Here is a 17,959-nt window from a genome sequence, read left to right on the forward strand (position 1 = left end):
GTGGGGTGGGGTTACTCATCGTCGCGGCCGGCCCGGTCGCGCTTGAGCTTTTTGCGCAGGCTTTTCACCCGCTCATCGAAGCCGTCGGGGTCGTAGCTCACGTCTTCGACGTCGAGCTGGTCGAGCATGTCCATGAGCTCGTCAGTGTGGTCGGTGCGGGTAGCGGATGCCACGCGCACAAAGGCCATTTCTGACCACAGCACCGACTTCAGGCGGCTGCCGTCTTCGCTGAGCATCTGCATTTCGACCACCAAGTTGGAGTTGTCGAAATGGATGAGCTGGGTACGGATGCGCACGGTTTCGCCGTGGTTGGCGGGGCGCAGGTAGGCAATGTGGTGCTTGGTAATCACCCAGCCGGCACCTTCCTCTTTAGCCAGTTGCCCCAGATTCAGGGCGTAGTGTTCGGTGGTGTGGTCTTCGCGGGCGTTGAGAAAATAGTCGAGGTAGCGGGCGTTGTTGAGGTGGCCCAGCATGTCGCAGTCCTGGAAATGAATGCGGTACGTGGTTTCGGGCGTTTGCAGCAGCTTGACAGCCATAGTGTGGTGTGGTGGTCGGGGAAAAAGGCGTGGAAAAGCAAAGTAAGCGGAAACAACTCAGACCTGGGCCTAGAGCCCAGGCAGCCGGTAGGCATCGGCCCGCACCTGGTGGGCCACGGGCTTGCGCGCGTCACTGGGGCTGTCGAACACGATAAGCAGGTGGTCTTTATCAATTACGCCCATGCCCTCGGCTTTATCCTGCCCGGCTGTGGGGCCGTGGCCGTGGGGCACGTCGAAGAGGCGGTGAATTTTGTCGGGGCCAATCAGGCTGTCGCCTTCCTGACTCATGCCGTTGGGCCAGTGGTACACCGCAATAGTGCCGTCAAGGTCCATGGTGGGGCCGGCCAGCAGGTACAAGTCGTCGCCGGACTGGCGCAACTCCCGCAGGCCCATGCCACCCAAAGCCAGAAAGTGCTTCTTGTAGTACTGCTGCTCCCCGCCCACTTTGGCCAAGCGCAGGCGGCCGTGCTTGTCGAGCTCGGGCAGCAATTCCAGCACTACGGCCCAGCCCCGCAGCACCGGCCCGCGCAAGCCCACAAACAGGCGGCCGTCGGTGGCCGCGGCCAAGCCTTCAATGTCGAAGCCGTTGTCTTTGCCGGGTATTTTGAGAAAGGGTTTCAGGTGGGGGTCATCGGCCAGCAGGTCGGTCAGCTCGTTGGTTTCGGTGCTGCCGTGGAGCTGGGCGGCCTGCAGGGTTTCATTGGCTTTGGTGGGGTGGGGCGCCGTTTTGTGCAGTTCAAAGTCGCCGGTTTTCTCGTTGCGGATCATCGGAATCCGGGCCAGCAGGTAGCGGTTGGGGTCGTTTTCCACTTTGGCCAGCTTGGCAATCTGCTTGGCTACGTCCTCGTGCTCGTGGTCGGGCTTCTTGCGCTTAAGGCTGTGGGAGCCAATCACCCAGAGGTAATGGTCGGCTTCGGCCAAGCCCTCGATGTCGATTTCACTTTCCTCGTCGGCGGGCAAATCGAGCAGGTCGGCGAGCTGGTAAGAAACGTGCTGCCCGTACTCGTGCGGCCCGGTGCGGGTAAGCCGCTCGATGGTGGTCCGCTCATCGCAGCTCAGCCACAGGTTGTCGCCCGTGCCCAGCACTGCCGAAAGCCCGTCGCGCACGTGTTTGCCGTCGGCGTTTAAGCTCAGCTTAGGGTTGAATTGCAGGGTGTAGGCTTGGGGGCGCATAATTAGAGAAAGATTAAGGGGTAAACAGCAAACGGCCCAACCCGTGCAGGGTTGGGCCGTTGGGGCGGTGGCAGCTTGGCGTTGCGTACGATTAGCCTTTCTTCTCCCCTTCCGCCGGCGGGCCGAGCACCTTTACTTTGTCGGTCTTGGTCAGGCCCGACAGTACTTCCACGTTGATGCCGTCCGATAGGCCCGTCTTGACAAGCCGCTTCTGAAACTGCTGGGGCGCGGTTTCGACCTCCACAAACACGCTGTCCTTGTTGACTTTGCCGAACTGCAGCAGGCTTTCCCGGATGGCCAGCACCTGCTTGCGGCGGCCCAGCACAATGTCGCCGTTGGCCGAGTAGCCGGCCCGCAGGAACTGCCCGGGCTGCAGGCGCACGTTGGCCCGCACCTGAAACTTGATGGCGCCTTCTTCGGTGATGCCCTTGGGCGCAATGTATTCGAGGGTAGCCGGGAAATTTTCCCCTTCCAGGGCGCCCACGGTCAGGTTCAGGTCCATGCCTTCCCGCACCTTGCCCACCTCACTCTCGTCGACCTTGCCCTCAAACACCAGGCTTTTCATATCGGCAATGGCGGCAATGGTGGTGCCCTCGTTAAAGTTGTTGCGCTCCACTACCGATGAGCCGACTTTGATGGGCACATCCAGCACCAGGCCGGTAATGGTGGAACGAACCGTGTTGGAGGCGCCGCCGGTGTTGCGGGAGGCCCCGCGCTGGGCAATCTGCAAATCGTTCTGGGCCGCGTCGAGGGCCTGCTTTTTGGCGCGCACGTCGGCCAGCAGGCGGTTGTATTCCTGCTCGGCAATGACTTTCTGCTCAAACAAGGGCCGCTGCCGGTCCAGCTCAATCTGGGAGGTTTCCAGAGCCACGCGGGCCGCCTGGATGTTGTTTTGGGCGTTATTGACGTTGGCCGCGTTGGCGACGGTCCGGATGCGGGCAATAAGCTGGCCTTCTTTGATGGGCTCCCCGGCCTCCACGAACAGCTCCTCCACGATGCCCGACACCTGGGGCTTGATCTGGACCTCGCGCCGGGGCACAATGCTGCCCGTCGCCACGGTTTTCTTCACGATGTCGGCCACAAAGGGGGTTTCCGTTTTGTAGGTCACCGGGTCGGTGTGGGCCTGCTTCCAGAAGTAGCGGACAAGCCAGCCGAAGCCGGCTAGCAGCAGGAGCACGAGGATGCCCAGAAAAATTCGTTTCATGGTAATCAGCGGAGTTTTCGGCGGTTGGTAGGCCGCCTGATACGCGTGGGACGAACGGGCAGAAGCCGCTGCGGGCTCTACATCAACGGTGGTTTCGTCGGGCAGTGCTTGGTGGTTCATAGCCGGGCGTTTGGTGAAATGGTGAGATAGTGAAATGGTGAGTTCGGGTTCATGACGGGCAGGCTGCGCGAGCGGACCCGCAACTCACCCTCTCACCGCTTATTCGTCTTTAAGAGCTACCACCGGCTGCACACGAGCCGCAATGGCGGCGGGCACCAGGCCAGCTACCCCACCGGCCACGACCAGCAGCACCACGGCCGTAAGGGCCACGCCCAGGTCGACCTGCGGGTTGGCGAAGAAACCCACGTCCTGACCCTGAATCAGGGAGGCAATGCCGGCCATGAGGGCCGTGCCCAGCAGCAGCCCGATCAGGCCCGCAGCGGCCGTGATGACAATGCTTTCCTGCACAATCAGGCTGATAATGCTCCAGGGCGTAGCGCCCAGGGCCTTACGAATCCCGATTTCCTTGGTGCGTTCCTTCACCACGATGAGCATGATGTTGCTCACCCCGATGATGCCGGCCAGAATGGTGCCGATGCTCACGAGCCAGCTAAAGCCCGATATACCGGTAAACAGGCCCTGCACCCGGGCATATTCCTCTTCCACGTTGGCCGAACCAAAAGCCCGGTCGTCGTTGGGGCCACTTTGTGCTGCCGGGCCAGCAGCTGCTTCACCTTGGTTTCGACTACGGCCGCCGGCACGCCGGGCTTGGGAATAAAGGCGAAGTAGCCCACCTGATTGACCTGGTTGAAAGTCACCTGCAGGGCCGTGAGCGGAATCATGATGGTCTGGGCTTCTTCCTGGGCGTTTTCGGGCTTGCCCTCGGCCTTAAATAAGCCCACGACCCGGAAGAAGATGCCCTTGATGCGGATTTCCCGGCCCAGCGGATTCTCGCTACCGAATAGCACCTCCGCCACCCGGTCGCCGATGATGGCCACTTTGCGCCGCTCGTTGATGTCGACGTCATTGATAAAACGGCCGGCCGTGAGGTGCAGGGGCTTGATGGCGGGGTAGCCGGGATATTCGCCGTTCACCGAAAAAGCCGAGCTTTTGGTGCCGTACTGCACCGTAAACGTCCCGTCGAGGGAGCTGCGGGCAAGACCACGGCCGCCTCAGGCACTTCGCGCAGCAGGGCCGCCACGTCGTCGTTGGTAAAGCGAATGAAGCGGCCAACCTTTAGGCCGGCAAATGGTACGCTGGTACGCTGGCTCCACACGAATACGGCGTTTTTGGCCACGTCAAATTCCTTTTCCACCCCGTTGCGGAAGCCCTTGCCCGCGCCCAGCAGCACAACCAGCATAAAGATGCCCCAGAGCACGCCAAATGCGGTAAGCCCAGTGCGCAGCTTATGCCGCCGCACCGTCCCCCATATTTCGCTCCATTTGTCGAGGTCAAACATTGATAGTCAGGTTACTTTTTCAACTCCCCTCTTCCGATAAGAGGAAATCAGCTTTCTATCCCTTAGTCGGCCCGCAAGGCTTCAATAGGTTTCACATTGGCCGCTTTCATGGCCGGAATCAGGCCGGCTACGGCTCCAGACACGACCAGCAGCAGGGTAGCGCTGACGGCCACGCCCAGGTTCACTTCGGGGTGGTCGAAGTAGGACGTGGTGCCGCCGGCCTTTTCGAGCATGTAGCGCACCAAGTCCAGCAGGGCCACGCCGAAAAACAGCCCCAGGTAGCCCGAGAAGCTGGTGATGACCACCGACTCCTGCACAATCATGCTGATAATGCTCCAGGGCGTGGCACCCAGGGCCTTGCGCACCCCGATTTCCCGGGTCCGCTCCTGCACAATGATGAGCATGATGTTGCTCACGCCCACCACCCCGGCCACCAACGTCAGCACCCCGATAACGCTGACGAACAGCTTGATACCCGTAAAGAGGCCTTCGAAGCGCTTAACTTCCTCCTCGTTGTTTTCCAGGTCCAGGGCCTGCTTGTCGGCGGGGTCGAACTGGTGGCGGCGGGCCAGCAGCAGGCGCACCTGGTCTTCGAGCTGCTTCACGGGCGTGCCCTTGGTGCTGCTGATGCCGATGCGCTGCACCTGGTTGTACTGATTGAAAGTCGTTTGGAAAGTGGTGAAGGGCACGAAGGCGCGCTCCTCATTGCGGCCGTTGTTGCCGGTGTGGGTGAAGATGCCGACCACCTTGAAAAACACGCCCTTTATCTGCACGTACTGGCCGATGGCGGGCTGGTCGCCAAACAAGACCTTGCGCACCTTCTCCCCCATAATTATCACCTTGCGCCGCTCCAGCCCGTCCAAGGGGCTCAGCATCCGGCCCTGAACAAGTTTTTCACCGTTGAGCTGGAAGAACTCGGCGGTGGCCCCAAACACCTGGTAGGACCCGTTCTTGGTTTTATTCACAATGGTGTACTCGCCAAAAAGCCGGTTGCGCGAGGCCAGCAGCTCTACCCCATCTACCTGCTGCCGGATGGCTTCCAGGTCGTCGTTGGTAAACTTCAGCTCCCGGCCCGGCTTCAGGCCCTGCCAGGGCAAGGATGTTTTGCCGGCGCTAACGAACAGGCTGTTCATGGCCCCGCCGCCAAACTCCTTCCAGATGCCATTCTCCATGCCCTTGCCCGCGCCCAGCAGCAGCACCAGCATGAAGATGCCCCAAAACACCCGAAGGCCGTCAGGAACGTGCGCAGCTTGTTGCGGCGCATCGTCCCGAGGATTTCCTGCCATTTGTCGAGGTCAAACATCTTTTGCTGTGCTGAGGTGGGAAATGTGCTGAGGTACTATTGCAGTAGGTGAAGGTTTCTGTGCCCAGCAGCACACATCAATTCTTAGTTGCGGAGACAGTTCTGGCGCACTTTTTCCAGGCGGCGCACCACATCTTTCACCGTGGCCTCATTGGTAGTGTAGAGCGGCAGCTCGAAGCTGATATTGCTGCCTTTTTTATGCTTCACGATTTTGATTTCGTAATGCTTGGGCTCGTCTTCGTCTTTCTCCAGGGCGTAGGTTATAGAGGTGACATCGGCCCACTCGAAGGCCATTTTCAGCTCGAAGTACCCCTTGTCCATGCTCATCGACCAGCCCGAGTTCGAGCCGCCGTAGCTGACGGCCAGGGGTTTAGGCATCTCCACGTCGGCCTCCCGGTCCCGGATAATCTGCTCGGCGTGGCAGCCTTTCAAAGCCAGGTGCAGCTCCTGCTTGGGCTTTTGCGGGTTGCGCATCAGCCGGTCCAGGTCCTTCATCAGGGCTTGCTGTTCAGTAGCGGCCGGAGCCTGGGCCTGGCTGGGGGTAGCGGCGGCCAGAGCGGCCAGCAGAGTCAGGGTAAAAGATGTTGTTTTCATAGCTAAGTCAATTCAGATAAGAGGAAATCAGCACATCAAACTCACCATTCCACCATCGCACTATTTCACCACTTAGTCGTTCACAATCAGGCCGTCCCGGATGCGAATCAGGCGCTGGGTCTGGTCGGCAATGTCGGTTTCGTGAGTTACGATGACCACGGTCATTCCCTCTTTATTCACGGCCTTGAAGATGTCCATTACCTCCTGCGTAGTCTGGGTATCGAGGGCACCGGTGGGTTCGTCGGCCAGAATCAGCTTGGGCTGGCTAATCAGGGCCCGGGCAATGGCCACGCGCTGCCGCTGCCCGCCGCTAAGCTCACTGGGCAGGTGGTCGGCGCGGTCGGCCAGGCCTACCCGGTCGAGGTACTCCAGGGCTAGGCGGTTACGCTCCCGCCGGCTCACTTTCTGGTAATACAGCGGTAAAGCCACGTTTTCCAGGGCATTCTTGAAGTTGAGCAGATTAAAGGACTGGAACACGAAGCCCAGAAACTGATTGCGGTACTGCGCGGCCCGGGCCTGCGACAGGTTCCGGTCGATGCGGGTGCCGGCCAGGGTGTAGTCGCCCTGGTCGAAGTCGTCGAGGATGCCCAGAATGTTGAGCAGCGTGCTTTTGCCCGAGCCCGAGGAGCCCATAATGCTGACCAGCTCCCCTTCCCGGATGTGCATGTCGATGCCTTTGAGCACCTCCAGCCGGTTATTCCCCACCTCGTAGGTCTTGCGAATGTTGCGTAGCTGAATCATAGAGCGCAGGGCCGTACTTTTTGGTTATCGGCCGCCAAACCGGCCGGGCTGTGCGGATAGATGGGGGCCCGGCCCGAAAGGTTGCCTGCCGATAATTAATATAGAGAAAATCAAGTATAAAGACGCCTCAAGAAGCGTGTTGCAAACTCCTATCTTGCTGTAAACCCACTGCATACACCACCCTAGAGCATGTATTTTTCGCAACAAGTCGTTTGGATTACGGGCGCTTCGGCCGGTATTGGCGAAGCTCTGGCCCGGGAATTTGCCCGGGCCGGTGCCCGGCTGGTGCTCTCGGCCCGCAACATGACCGAGTTGGAGCGGGTGGGCGCCGCCTGCGCCCCGGCCCCGGTGCTGCTCCTGCCCCTGGACCTGGCTCAGGCCGATACGCTACCGGCTTGCGCAGAGAAAGTACTGGCCCACTACGGCCGCCTCGACGTGCTGATTAACAACGGCGGCATTAGCCAACGCTCCTTGGCCCTGGAAACTGGCCTGGAGGTGCACCGACAACTTATGGAAGTGAACTACTTCGGGACCGTGGCCCTGACCAAGGCCGTGCTGCCTCAGCTGCTGAGCCAGGGAAGTGGGCAAATCGTGGTGGTGAGCAGCCTGGTAGGCAAGTTCGGCTCGCCCTACCGCAGTGCCTATGCGGCCTCGAAGCACGCCCTGCACGGCTTCTTCGACTCGTTGAGGGCTGAAATCTGGCAGAGTGGCGTGGGCGTTACCATCATCTGCCCGGGTTTTGTGCGCACCGGGATTTCCATCAACGCCCTTACCGCCGACGGCAGCCCGCAGCGCACGATGGACGCGGCTACCGAGCAAGGGTTGCCCCCCGAGGAGCTGGCCCGCCAGGCCCTGCGAGCCATAGCCCGGCGCCGGGAGGAAGTATACATCGGGGGCCGCGAAACGCTGGGCGTGTATCTGAAACGCTGGGTACCCAGCCTCTTCAGCCGGGTGCTGCGCAGGGCTCAGGTGCGCTAAGGCTGCTATTTGCTGGAGCGGCGGGCCTGCATCTGGGCCTGCATCTGGCGCTTTTTGGCCTGATACTGCTTGTACTGCACGTCCGTCAGCACGCCCTTAAGCTGGCCTTCGGAGTCGGCATTGATTTTCTTGAGCTCCGCCATCAGGGCCGTCTGATTACCGGCGTTGCGCTGGCGGGCATCATTCACCTTTTCCACCGTCCCGCTCAAAATAGAGCGCACCTTGCCTTGCTGATCGGGCAGCAGCTTCAGCTCGTCGGTCATCACGTCCGTCAGGTCGCGGGCGGCGGCCTTGGGCACCGCTGCCGGCGCCACCGTCACCGACTTAGCCTCCGGGATATCCGCCTTTTTGCGGCGGGCACAACCAAACGTAACGGTGCTAAGCACGCCAATAACCAGCAGGGAACGAGAAAGGAGCATAGGGAGCGGGGCTAAACTGCGCCTGCATACGCGAAAACTATACCCGGCGGTTATGCTCACTTGCCAAACCGGACCTGTAGGCCTTTTGCCCGCTACTGTGCCGCAGCGGCCGACCGGCTGCTCGAAAACGCCACTGTTGGGCTACTGGCTTTCATTTCCTGGGCCGTGTAGTGAGCCAGGGCCATAATAGTGAGCATTGGATTGACACCGCTGCAGGCCGGAAAAGCCGAGGCATCGGCCACGAACAGGTTACGCACCTCGTAGGTTTCGCCATTGGGCCTTACCGGGTGCGTAGCCTCAGTGCCGCCCATGCGGCAAGTGCTCATCTGGTGGGCGCTGTAAAGGCTGAATTGGTTGGGCTTCCAGCCTAGGTGGGGTAGTTTGTCGAGCAGTTCGGGGTTGCGCAGCGTGCCACCGTCGGCTTCCAGAATGGGCAAAGAGCCGTGGGGCAAATACACTTTCCGGGCCCCGGCCGCCACGTGAATCTCAGCCGCTGCCCGCACGCCCTGCAGCATATTGGCCCGGTCGAAGTCGCTGAGCACGTAATCCACCAGGGGTGCGCCGTGCTTGTCGATGCTGACGCGGCCGCCGTCCCGGTCCCGGGTCAGCACGATGAAGCTGCCCAGGTGGGCTGCTTCGAGCATCGTCTGCTTGTGCTGCTCACCGCTAAGCCAGGGCAGCACCATGGCCATCAGCCCGGCGTGGGCCGGCGGGGTTTCGAGCTTGGCCCCGAAATTGGTGCCGTTCAGCATCGTGAAGCAGTCGTTGACCACCGACATGCTCGGGCCGTGCCAGGGGTTGATGGCGTGCGGATACAGGGCCGAAACGGCCACCGTGGGGTGCAGATGCAGGTGCTGCCCGATATGCGGGTGCCGCAGCCCGCTACGCAGCAGCAGCGCCGGCGACTGTACCGAGCCGCCGGCCACCACCACCCGCTTAGCCCGCACCGTGATGCTCACCCGGCGGCCGTCGGCGGTGGTATGCACGCCCTCGGCACCTTTGGCCACGCCGGCTTCTATCGTCACGCGCTCCATGTGGGTGTCGGCCAGGATGCGGGCCCCGTGTCCGAAAGCCTGCAGCAGATACGTGTTCAGCGTACCCTGCTTGATGCCGTACCGGTCGCCCATAGTAGTGTAGCCCAGGCCCCGAAAATGCTCATCGGAGGCGGTAAGGCCCTTTTCGTTGCGCGGAATCAGCTTTACTTCCTGGCCCAGCTTGGTCGAGCCGTCCCAGAGCGCCTGGTTCTGGCCGTTGTGGCGGGTGTAGTCGATATTCACACTCAGGGCCCTGGACACGGCGTCGAGGCTGCGCTTGAACTCCAGGGAGGCAAAGTGCGGCACCTGATGCTCCCGGGCCCATTCCTGCAGCACGTAGTCGGGCGTGCGGAAGGCCCCGGCCCAGTTGACGGTAGTGCCCCCGCCCAGGCAGCTCCCGGCCAGCAGGGCTACGCCGCCATCCTGGGTGGTGAGGGCGCCTTTGGCATCGTAGAGCTTGCCCATCATGTCGACCTCGCGCTGGGTAAAGTCGCAACCGTGGCAGTAGGGTCCTTTTTCAATCACCAGCACGTCGTGGCCGGCAGCAGCCATTTCCCCGGCAATAACCCCGCCCCGGCCCCGCTGCCAATGACCAGCACGTCGCAGTCGTAGGTAGTGGCTGTGGTGGGCTGCAGGGTCCAGATGGGCTTGGGCGTGTCTACTACTTCGTCGGGCAGCGGACCGGGGTAGCCGATATGGCCCCAAGCTTCATTGCCCTGCTCAGCCACCGACGAGCCATAGTACAGGAACAGCAGCAGCTTGCGCAGGGCGTGAAAGCCTTTGCGCAGCTGGGGCAGGTTGCTTTGGGCCCAGCTGCGCAGCATCTGCTGACGCTGCTCGGCATCGAGGCGCACGAAGGGCTTGAGGGCCCAAACCAGGTAAGGCCCAGCATTGGGTTGTTGAGCAGGCCCAGCAGCTTCTCAAATTCCTGCTGAGCGGCCAACGGCTGGGCGCTCAGCACTTCCGCTACTTTCTGCAGATCAACTCCTTCCGAGCCGGCTCGGGCCCAGAACTCGGTTTTATCGGAGCGGCCAGGCAAAGCCGGAACAAAAGTGTCGGCCAGCGCCTGCAGCGTGGGATGATGGACAGCGGAGAGATTCATGGGAGGACAAAAAAGGGCGGATGCCACCGGGCAAGTGTGGGAAACCGGGGCCCTGAAAATATCGGTATTTTCTCCCGAATAGTAGGCATGCCGCGTAATTTAACCTGCGCTGCTGGCAGCTTGCATATCTGTCATCCTGAGCGAAGCGAAGGACCTTATGGGATACGAACGACAAGCGTAACAATAATTCGTTCTACCATGATAAGGTCCTTCGCTTCGCTCAGGATGACAGCATAAACAACATCAGCACGCGAGATTCCTCGCGGGGCTCGGAATGGCGTTCTGTTCCTCGTACTTTCTACTTCCCGGCCTTAAAACAGCCGCATCAGCCAGTCCACCATTTTCTGCACTTTCGGGGTGTAGGGCGGGTACATAAACTTGATGCCGGTGCGACCGGTGCGCTGCTTGAGCACCGCTTTTTCATTAGAGAAGGCCAGGAAGCCGTAGTGCCCGTGAGCCTTGCCCATGCCGCTGTTGCCGACGCCGCCAAAAGGCAGCTCGGGGTGGGCCAGGTGTAGAATAGTTTCGTTGATGCAGCACCCGCCGGCGGCCACGTTCTGCAGCAGGTAGCGCTGATTTTCGTTGCTTCGGGTAAACAGGTACAAAGCCAGTGGCTTGGGCCGGTCATTCACAAAGTCGGCGGCCTGCATCAGCGTTGTGAAGGGCTGAATCGGCAGCAGCGGCCCAAAGATTTCCTCCTGCATCACCCGGCTGCCGGGGGCAGCGTCGAGCAGCAGCGTGGGCTCGATAAAGCATTGACTACCATCCACAATGCCACCCGATACCACCTGAGCGCCCTGACGCTGGGCGTCTTCCAGCAAGCCCGAAACCCGGGCAAAATGATGCTTGTTGACGATGCGGGCGTAGGACTGGGAGTTGATGACGCCCTCACCGGCGGGGTCATAGAGCCGACCGATGGCCCGGCGCACTTCGTCCACAAACTGGCTTTGCACGCTGTCCTGCACCAGCACGTAGTCGGGGCTACGCAGGTCTGCCCGGCGTTGATAAACTTGCCCCACACAATTTTCTCGGCTGCGTCGCGCAAATCGGCCGTGGCATCGACCAGCACCGGCGACTTGCCGCCCAGCTCCAGCGTGACGCTGGTCAGGTGCTCGGCAGCGGCGCGCATCACCACTTTGCCAATGGCCGGGCTGCCCGTGAAGAAGATATGGTTGAAGGGCAGCTGCAGCAGGGCCGTGGCCACGTCTTTGTCGCCTTCTACCACGGCTACCTCGGCGGGGTCGAACAGCTCCCGGGCCATGCGGCTGAGCAGGGCGGCCACGGCCGGCGTCATCTCGGAGGGCTTAATAATGCAGCAGTTGCCGGCGGCCAGCGCCGATACCAGCGGGTCGATGGCCAGGTAAAACGGGTAGTTCCAGGGCGCAACAATCAGGCAGACGCCCTTGGGCTCGTAGTGTACCCACGAGGTGGTGCCCATCAGTGAAAGCGGTGTACCCACCCGGCGCGGCTTCATCCACTGCTTAAGATGGCTGAGCGTGTGCTTGATTTCCACCTGGCTAGACCAGATTTCAGTGACGTCGGTTTCGGCCGGGGGTTTGCGAAAATCCGCGTACAGGGCCTCCTCAATAGCGGTGCGGTTTTGCTCAATCCACTGGCTGAGCTTGCGCAGGCGCCCGGCCCGCTCCTCGGCCGACTCGCGGCGCAGGGCCGGGGCCCGCAGCTGTTGCTGCTCGAACAAAAAAGCCGGGAAGGCGGCCGCGGGAGAAGCCGGAGCAGCAGCCGGCGCGGAGGAAACGGTCATAGGTGCGGAAGAAATGCCAGTTCGTCTAAGATACGCAAACCACCCGGGAAGGGCTGCCGGCCAAGTCCACCGCCACGCTAGGGCCCGCGCTTCTCACGACCGTGCCAACCCGGCTGCTTGCCCTGTCCTGCCGCCGATTCGGCTAGGCGCTTTCGGGACACCTAAGCCATTCCGTTTGGCGTAATTTTTTACTTTTTTTTAGGGTGTTTTCTTCATCTAAAATTCATTCTAACCGATTACCAGAATACATTAATACACAATTATTTACAGCGTAAATATCCATACTCAGGCATTCCTTCTTCGCGGGTTTTAACGTACTTTTGGGCCCGTTTTTTTACCAGCCATGAGTTTGCTTACGCTTCCCGATTCCGTACTCCGCCCCCTGCTGCTGGCCAGCAGCCTGACGCTGCCCCAAGTGCCTCCGCTGAGGCCGCTGCCCGAGCAGCCGTGGCAGCTCCCGACTCGGGCCGGGTGGAAGCCGTAACCCCGGCGGCCGCCGACACCACTGCCCGCCGGCCCCGCCGCAGCGACTATGTAATGCCCTCGGGCACGGTGTATCATTATGAGCGGCCCAAGCCGTTCCGGTTTCTGCTAAATATTCCGCGGGACGTGGTGGCCTACCCCAAGTTTGCCTTCCAGAAAAAAAACCTGCCCATGATTGGGGGCGTGGTGGCCAGCACGGTGCTGCTCTACGCCTTCGACCAGCAGATTCTGGACGGGGCCAAGCAGCTGGGGCGGCACCTGAATCTGTCGTCGGCCAGCACCCAGACGACCTTGTTCGACGTGCCCGTGCGCTACGGCAACGGCAAGCAGCTGGATCTGGAGTTCAACTACCCCTCGAACCTGAACAGCGCCATGTACTTCCTGGGCGACGGCTGGACCCACCTGAGCATTGCGGGCAGCTTCTGGGCTTACGGCCTGATCGGGCGCGACAACAGGGCTTCGCAAACCGCCAGCCAGCTGATGGAGGCTACTTACACCAACGGCCTGGTAGTACAGGTGCTCAAGCACCTGACGGGCCGGGAAAGTCCGTACACGACAACTTACCCGCGAGGCAAAATCCGGCTGTTTCCGAACCAGAAAATCTACAGCCAGCACGTACCCAACTACGACGCCTACCCTTCGGGCCACCTGAGCACGGCTATGGCTACGGTGACGGTTATTGCCGAAAACTACCCCGAATACCGCTTTATCCGGCCCGTTGGCTACTCTTTGATGGGCCTGCTAAGCTACGCCATGCTCAACAACGGCGTGCACTGGGCCAGCGACTATCCGCTGGCGTTGGCCCTGGGCTACGGCTTCGGCAAAATAGCCGTGATGCACGGCCGGCAGGAAGTAAAACGGGACCAGGAAACCGGCTTGCTGCTGCCCCGGCCCTGGTATAAGCAGGTTCGCCTCTCCCCACCGGCGGGGCCGGCAGCTACGGTCTGACCATGCAGTACCGCTGGTAAGCCAGTCAAAACGCGAAAAGGCCGCAGCACCTATTGCTGCGGCCTTTTTTATGGGCTCCTTAGGTTTACGACTTACGTGTTAAGCACTTCGCCCCCGTTAGGGTGCAGGGCTTGGCCGGTAATGTAGCTAGCGTCTTCGGAGGCCAAGAACACGTAGCAGGGGCCTACTTCCGACGGCTGGCCGGGGCGCTTCATGGTGGTGTCTTTGCCGAAGGAAGCTACTTTTTCCGCCGGGAAAGTGGCTGGAATCAGGGGCGTCCAGATAGGGCCGGGCGCCACGGCATTCACGCGGATTTTCTTCTCGGCCAGCTGCTGGGCAATAGAGCGGGTATAGGCCGTAATGGCGCCTTTAGTGGAGGTGTAGTCTACCAGCTGCTGGTTGCCGCGGTAAGCGTTGATGGACGACGTATTGATAATAGAGTCGCCTTCCTGCATGTGCGCCAGCGCCGCCCGCGTGACGCGCACGAAGGAGAAAAAGTTTACCTGGAAGGTGTCAAGCCACTGGTCGTCGGTAATTTCGGTTACGTCCTGGCTGACAAACTGCTCGGCCGCGTTATTGACCAGAATGTTGAGCCGGCCCAGTTCCTGCACCGTCTGATCCACAATGGACTGGCAAAATCCCGGGTCGCGCAGGTCGCCGGGCAGGGTAAGGCAGCGGCGGCCTTCCTGCTCCACCAGCTGGCGGGTATCGTAGGCATCCTGCTCTTCTTCGGGCAGGTAGGTAAAGGCCACATCGGCGCCTTCGCGGGCAAAATGCACGGCTATTGAGCGGCCAATGCCACTGTCGCCGCCCGTAATCAGGGCTACTTTGCCCTGGAGCTTTTCACTGCTCTTGTAGCCGGGCCGGATGTATTCCGGCTGGGGTGTCATTTCCGATTCGAGGCCGGGCTGCTGGTCCTGATGCTGGGGGGCAGGGTGGTCGGCTTGTTTTCCATAGCGTTGAGAATAATGAGGTTGGGTTCATTTCCAAACGCAGACCAGCCGGTCGGGTTATGGCTCAGGTGGTGTACTGTCCTGCTTCCCGGCCTTGTTTTTCCCGCAGAATACCTACTTCTAGGTATTGCGCACGGCTAGTGGAAGTCCTAATTTTGTCCTTAAAACGTCCTAAAACAGCCCGCCTGCTGCTGTTTATCAACCTGGTTTGAACGGGCGCCCCATGCTTTAACAACCCTGCGCCCACCTTGCACAACATTTTGCAAGTCAAGCAAATACCAACCTGCTTACCGATTACCCCTGGCACTTCCAGAGCCTGTATGGCCGGCTACACGCCGCCGGCCGGACTCCGGCCAGGGTTCAATTTCTCGCTCCGCTCCTCACTACTTACCCTAACGCAACACGTTTACATGTCTACTATCCGCCTGTGCGGGCTGATGCTGGCGCTGCTCCCGAGCAGCGTGGCGGCTCAGCAGCTGTTCAACAGCACCCGCAGCAACTACTCCGGCCTGACCGGAACCAGCTGGAATCCGGCCTCTATTGCCGATAACCGCTACTTTTTCCAGTTTCAGCTGGCCAGCTTCGATGCCCACGTCACCAACACGGCCTACCGCTACACCGGCGCCTGGAGCCCCCAGACCCCGAACGAAGACCTGGACCTGGACAAGCAGTTTCTGACCCGCAGCCCCAGCGACAAGGCCAAGTCCTTTAGTGCGGGCCTCAACGTGCGCGGCCCGGGCATCATGCTGCGTCTGAGCCCCACCCAGAGCGTGGCCTTCAGCACCCGGGCGCGGGTAGCCCTGCAGGGCAACTCCGTGTCGGAATCCTTGATTGTGAATGCCGTGGACGGCTTCAAAACCCGCGGCCGGGCCAGCGACAATACCTTCAACCTGAACCTGAACGCCTACTCCGAGTACGCCCTGACCTACGGCCGCGTGGTGCTCGACAACAGCCTGCATTTTGTGAAGGCCGGCGTGACGGCCAAGCGCTACGTGGGCTTTGGCTCGGGCTACCTGCAAAGCCGCCAGGCCGACTACCAGATTGTGGACAAGACAGCTGCCACCGGCGACACGATTGTGCGCATCAACGCCCTGGATGCCGCTTTCGGCTATTCCAACCCCGATGCCTTTGACAACGTGGATGCCAACCAAGCCCTGCAGTGGCTCAAGGGCGGCGGAGGCAGCGGCGGCGGCTGGGGCATGGACCTGGGCTTTGTGTACGAGTACCGCCCCAACATGGGCCAGTACCGCTACATCGACAAAAAAGGCGTGGACCGGCTCGACTACTCCCGCAACAAGTACAAGTACCGCGTGGCCGTATCGGTAACGGACATCGGCTACATCCGCTACGCCGATAACGCCACAGCTTTCAACAACATCAAAACCAAGAACTCGGGGTAAGCGAATCAGACTTGGAAGGCATTGACTTGGACAACTACGAAGCGCGGCTCAACAAAATTCTGCGCACCCAGAAACAGCAGCGGGAAAATCAGTTTGTAGCCGGCGTGCCTACCACCCTGAACGTGGACGTGGACTACCACCTCTACAAGTGGCTGTACGCCAACGCCGCCGTAAGCCAGAGCCTGCGCGGCAAGTACGCCGTGGGCATGCGCAGCTTCTCCTTTGCCTCGCTCACGCCCCGCATCGAAAGCAAGTGGCTGGAAGTCGCTACGCCCATCACCATGGCCAATGCCTACCAGACCTTCAACTACGGCCTGATGGTACGGCTCGGGCCGCTGGTTATCGGCTCCAACGACTTGTCGGCGTACTTTGCCTCCAGCAACCCCTACGGCTTTAATGGCTACGCCGAAATTTCGCTGCTGCAGCTGGCCAACGGCGGCAAGCGCAAAGCCAAGCACGGCAAGTCCCGCCTCAAGGACAGCAACGAAATCAAGACCATAAACTAACTAACAACCCCGAAGGCGGCCCGCAAGGCCGCCTTTACTTTTTGTGGTTCTTCAGGTACAGCTTAGCCTCGCGGTACTGGGGTGACTTATGCTCCGACTTATCGGCCACTACCTCGTAGTAGCGCCGCGCCATCTTGACGTCCTTCTCATCGTCGGCCAAGCGGCCCAGGTTGAGGTTGGCCGAGAGGTAAAAGCCGCTTTCCGTGTCGCCAGTCAGTTCCGAAAACACGATGCAGCGCTGGAAGTAGTCCTTGGCCTTTACCACGTCCTTGTAGCTGTTTTGCACGATGGAGCCCAGAAAATACGTGGCGTAGCGCCCACTGATGCCTTCGTAGCCGGGCAGGCCGCGGTTAATTTTATCCAAGATTTCGCGGCTGATTCGCTCACACTCAATCATGTCGCCCTGGTGGTAGCAGAGCAGGGCGTAGAAGCGCTGGAAGTAGGCATTGTCAGGGTAGTTGTTGGCCAGGTAGCGGGCCGTGGGCAGGGCCGCGGTCAGGTTGTTTTCCTCCGCGTACAGAATCCGCATTAGGTAGTATTTGGCTTCTACGCCGGTGTAGAAGCCGTTGCTGGCCACGTTCTTGAGCTGCTGCAGGCCCAGACCTCGGTTGCCTTTCGGGAACAGCAGCAGCACGGGCCGCAGCAGCGGGTAGTTTTCCGAAATCCAGACGGCGTAGTAGTTGAACAGGGCCTGCCCGAACAGAAACTCCGGGCTCAGGCCGTTGGCTTCCTTGCTTTCCTGCAGGTAGCGCAGGGCCTTGCGGCTGCTGAGCGTGGCGGCCGTCCAGTTTTTGCGCTCAGCGTTGAGGTGGGCATCAAAGCCATAGGCGGCCGAGAGGAAAAAGCAGGCCTCGTAGTTTTTATTGTCGGCCTCGTAGAGCACCTCGGCCTTGCGCACGGTGGTGTCCATGTAGGCCAGCAGGAGCTTGTCGTACTGCTTGGTTTGCAGGTTGGTGGGCAGAATTTTCCACCACTGGCTCAGGCCCATGAGCAGGTAGGGCAAGGGATGCTCGGGGTAGCGGCGGCGCAGGGAGCGGAATTGCTTTTCGGCCTTGTCGTACTTGAAGTTGTAGAGGTTCTGAATGGCGCCTTCCAGCTCCAGCTGAATGTCCTTGTCGAGCATGAGCCAGCCTTTGCCGTCGCGGGCGCCGGGGGCAATGTCCACGTTTTCGAGCTCAATCTTGCGAATGGGCCGGGGCGTTTTGGTGGAATCAGGGCGCTGGGCAACAACCTGCAGCGAGCAAAAAACCAGGCCCAGAATAAGCAGTAACTGCCGCATAGAATATACTTCGTGGATTAACTGAGCCTGGGCCCAGCCACAAGGCCAGGGTTGGAGCTCGGCATTCGGATGACATAACGCGCTA

The 17,959-nt window shown here is 60.6% G+C and carries 18 protein-coding genes and 1 pseudogene; 4 read left to right on the forward strand and 15 right to left on the reverse strand.

The window, feature by feature from the left end:
• Positions 1–11: 11 nt before the first annotated feature.
• The 9 genes from MUN79_RS02200 to MUN79_RS02240 all read right to left on the reverse strand — a co-directional run bounded on the left by MUN79_RS02200 (position 12) and on the right by MUN79_RS02240 (position 7,010).
• Entirely contained in the window at positions 12–536 is a 525-nt protein-coding gene (locus MUN79_RS02200; RefSeq protein ID WP_244676184.1) for an acyl-CoA thioesterase, read from the reverse strand.
• 69 nt (positions 537–605) lie between these two features.
• Positions 606–1,709 (reverse strand): DUF3616 domain-containing protein, encoded by a 1,104-nt coding sequence (locus MUN79_RS02205; RefSeq protein WP_244676185.1) that lies wholly within the window; start codon positions 1,707–1,709, stop codon positions 606–608.
• Positions 1,710–1,800: 91 nt separating this feature from the next.
• Positions 1,801–3,033: an efflux RND transporter periplasmic adaptor subunit gene (locus tag MUN79_RS02210; RefSeq protein WP_244676186.1), complete on the reverse strand. Its 1,233-nt coding sequence runs from the start codon at positions 3,031–3,033 to the stop codon at positions 1,801–1,803.
• Positions 3,034–3,132: 99 nt separating this feature from the next.
• Positions 3,133–3,579, reverse strand: a complete 447-nt coding sequence (locus MUN79_RS02215; protein WP_244676187.1) for an ABC transporter permease — start codon at positions 3,577–3,579, stop codon at positions 3,133–3,135.
• Positions 3,513–4,040: an ABC transporter permease gene (locus tag MUN79_RS02220; RefSeq protein ID WP_244676188.1), complete on the reverse strand. Its 528-nt coding sequence runs from the start codon at positions 4,038–4,040 to the stop codon at positions 3,513–3,515. The genes MUN79_RS02215 and MUN79_RS02220 overlap by 67 nt, the downstream gene beginning before the upstream one ends.
• Positions 4,004–4,372 carry an ABC transporter permease gene (locus MUN79_RS02225; RefSeq protein ID WP_244676189.1) on the reverse strand — a complete coding sequence of 123 codons (369 nt, stop codon included), beginning with the start codon at positions 4,370–4,372 and terminating at the stop codon, positions 4,004–4,006. Before MUN79_RS02225 ends, MUN79_RS02220 begins: the two co-directional genes overlap by 37 nt.
• 62 nt (positions 4,373–4,434) lie before the next feature.
• Positions 4,435–5,658, reverse strand: coding sequence for an ABC transporter permease (locus tag MUN79_RS02230; protein WP_244676190.1), 1,224 nt, complete (start codon positions 5,656–5,658; stop codon positions 4,435–4,437).
• A 101-nt stretch (positions 5,659–5,759) separates the two neighbouring features.
• Complete coding sequence (locus MUN79_RS02235) at positions 5,760–6,269, reverse strand: hypothetical protein (RefSeq protein ID WP_244676191.1); 510 nt, start codon at positions 6,267–6,269, stop codon at positions 5,760–5,762.
• A gap of 72 nt (positions 6,270–6,341) precedes the next feature.
• Complete coding sequence (locus MUN79_RS02240) at positions 6,342–7,010, reverse strand: ABC transporter ATP-binding protein (RefSeq protein ID WP_244676192.1); 669 nt, start codon at positions 7,008–7,010, stop codon at positions 6,342–6,344.
• Positions 7,011–7,199: 189 nt separating this feature from the next.
• Here MUN79_RS02240 and MUN79_RS02245 point away from each other — a divergent pair, with 189 nt between their 5' ends.
• Positions 7,200–7,988: an SDR family oxidoreductase gene (locus MUN79_RS02245; RefSeq protein WP_244676193.1), complete on the forward strand. Its 789-nt coding sequence runs from the start codon at positions 7,200–7,202 to the stop codon at positions 7,986–7,988.
• A gap of 5 nt (positions 7,989–7,993) precedes the next feature.
• Here MUN79_RS02245 and MUN79_RS02250 read toward each other — a convergent pair whose 3' ends face one another.
• From MUN79_RS02250 to MUN79_RS31665, 4 genes and pseudogenes are all read right to left on the reverse strand, one after another.
• Positions 7,994–8,407, reverse strand: a complete 414-nt coding sequence (locus tag MUN79_RS02250) for a DUF4890 domain-containing protein (RefSeq protein ID WP_244676194.1) — start codon at positions 8,405–8,407, stop codon at positions 7,994–7,996.
• 92 nt (positions 8,408–8,499) lie between these two features.
• A complete protein-coding gene (locus tag MUN79_RS02255) occupies positions 8,500–9,993 on the reverse strand; it encodes a GMC family oxidoreductase (protein ID WP_244676195.1) in 1,494 nt (497 codons plus the stop codon).
• Positions 9,963–10,295, reverse strand: coding sequence for a hypothetical protein (locus tag MUN79_RS02260; RefSeq protein ID WP_244676196.1), 333 nt, complete (start codon positions 10,293–10,295; stop codon positions 9,963–9,965). The genes MUN79_RS02255 and MUN79_RS02260 overlap by 31 nt, the downstream gene beginning before the upstream one ends.
• Positions 10,296–10,854: 559 nt before the next feature.
• A pseudogene (locus tag MUN79_RS31665) lies at positions 10,855–12,305 on the reverse strand (aldehyde dehydrogenase family protein).
• A 447-nt stretch (positions 12,306–12,752) separates the two neighbouring features.
• On the opposite strand from MUN79_RS31665, the gene MUN79_RS02270 reads away from it, so the two are divergent.
• The gene (locus tag MUN79_RS02270; RefSeq protein ID WP_244676197.1) at positions 12,753–13,736 is read left to right on the forward strand and encodes a phosphatase PAP2 family protein; all 984 of its coding nucleotides are present in this window, start codon (positions 12,753–12,755) and stop codon (positions 13,734–13,736) included.
• A 92-nt stretch (positions 13,737–13,828) separates the two neighbouring features.
• Here MUN79_RS02270 and MUN79_RS02275 read toward each other — a convergent pair whose 3' ends face one another.
• Positions 13,829–14,626, reverse strand: coding sequence for an SDR family oxidoreductase (locus tag MUN79_RS02275; protein WP_244676198.1), 798 nt, complete (start codon positions 14,624–14,626; stop codon positions 13,829–13,831).
• Between the two features lie 473 nt (positions 14,627–15,099).
• Between MUN79_RS02275 and MUN79_RS29790 the strand changes: the two genes are divergently transcribed.
• Positions 15,100–16,089, forward strand: a complete 990-nt coding sequence (locus MUN79_RS29790; protein ID WP_262922971.1) for a DUF5723 family protein — start codon at positions 15,100–15,102, stop codon at positions 16,087–16,089.
• A gap of 11 nt (positions 16,090–16,100) precedes the next feature.
• Complete coding sequence (locus MUN79_RS29795) at positions 16,101–16,595, forward strand: DUF5723 family protein (protein WP_262922972.1); 495 nt, start codon at positions 16,101–16,103, stop codon at positions 16,593–16,595.
• 34 nt (positions 16,596–16,629) lie between these two features.
• Here the strand turns inward: MUN79_RS29795 and MUN79_RS02285 are convergent, their stop codons facing one another.
• Positions 16,630–17,874: a tol-pal system protein YbgF gene (locus MUN79_RS02285; RefSeq protein ID WP_244676199.1), complete on the reverse strand. Its 1,245-nt coding sequence runs from the start codon at positions 17,872–17,874 to the stop codon at positions 16,630–16,632.
• Positions 17,875–17,959 lie beyond the last annotated feature (85 nt).

The sequence above is a fragment of the Hymenobacter cellulosilyticus genome (assembly GCF_022919215.1).
In the GTDB taxonomy this organism is placed as follows: Bacteria; Bacteroidota; Bacteroidia; order Cytophagales; family Hymenobacteraceae; genus Hymenobacter; species Hymenobacter cellulosilyticus.